Raw genomic sequence first — 776 nt, forward strand, 5'->3', positions numbered from 1 at the left:
GCGCGGTATCATGCATCGCAAGGGTTTTCCCGAATCTTACGACATCAAACGCTTGGTAGAATTTGTTTCTGATGTAAAGGCGGGCAAGCCAAATCTTGAAGTACCTGTTTACTCACACATCACATACGACATTACTGATGAGCTAAAAAAAGTCGACCGACCTGACGTGCTTATTATTGAAGGCTTAAACGTATTACAAAGCGGTATGGACTACCCACATGATCCACATCGAGTATTTGTATCTGATTTTCTTGATTTCTCAATTTATGTTGATGCGGAAAGTGAAACGATAGAGCAGTGGTATGTTGAGAGATTTTTGAAGTTTCACCGCGGAGCTTTTACTAAACCAGGCTCCTACTTCAGCCACTATACGCAACTGTCGGTCGATGAAGCGAAAAGTAAAGCGAAAGAAATTTGGCGCAATATTAATGGACTCAATCTGGAATTGAACATTCTTCCAACCAGAGAAAGAGCCCATTTGATCCTCCACAAAGGTGCTAACCACCTTGTCGACAAAGTATCGCTAAGAAAGTAAAGGGGCTCAGTCCCCTTTTCTCAACGAAATTTCTCCGCCAATGTAGGTTTCCAAACCATTTTCAGTTTTGAGCACCACCCCACCCTGTTGGTCGATACCTTGTACCACTCCGTGTATTTCTCTCGGTCCCATAAGAAGCTTAACCGGTCGGCCGATAAAGTTGTCCAAACGATTCCAACGTTCAACAAAACCACCCAGTCCAGTCAGTTCATATTCTTCTAACGCGGCTTTCCAATGATCG

At 43.6% G+C, this 776-nt stretch carries 1 protein-coding gene and 1 pseudogene; one reads left to right on the top strand and one right to left on the bottom strand.

Features of this window, described 5'->3' with window-relative positions; translation table 11 throughout:
• On the top strand, positions 1 to 535 hold a 535-nt coding region (gene coaA, locus R7Z77_RS25095; protein ID WP_318137013.1), incomplete at its 5' end, for a type I pantothenate kinase.
• A gap of 6 nt (positions 536 to 541) precedes the next feature.
• Here coaA and R7Z77_RS25100 read toward each other — a convergent pair.
• Positions 542 to 776: pseudogene (locus tag R7Z77_RS25100) on the bottom strand (biotin--[acetyl-CoA-carboxylase] synthetase); the annotation flags it as partial.

It is taken from the genome of Vibrio sp. 1401, assembly GCF_033340295.1.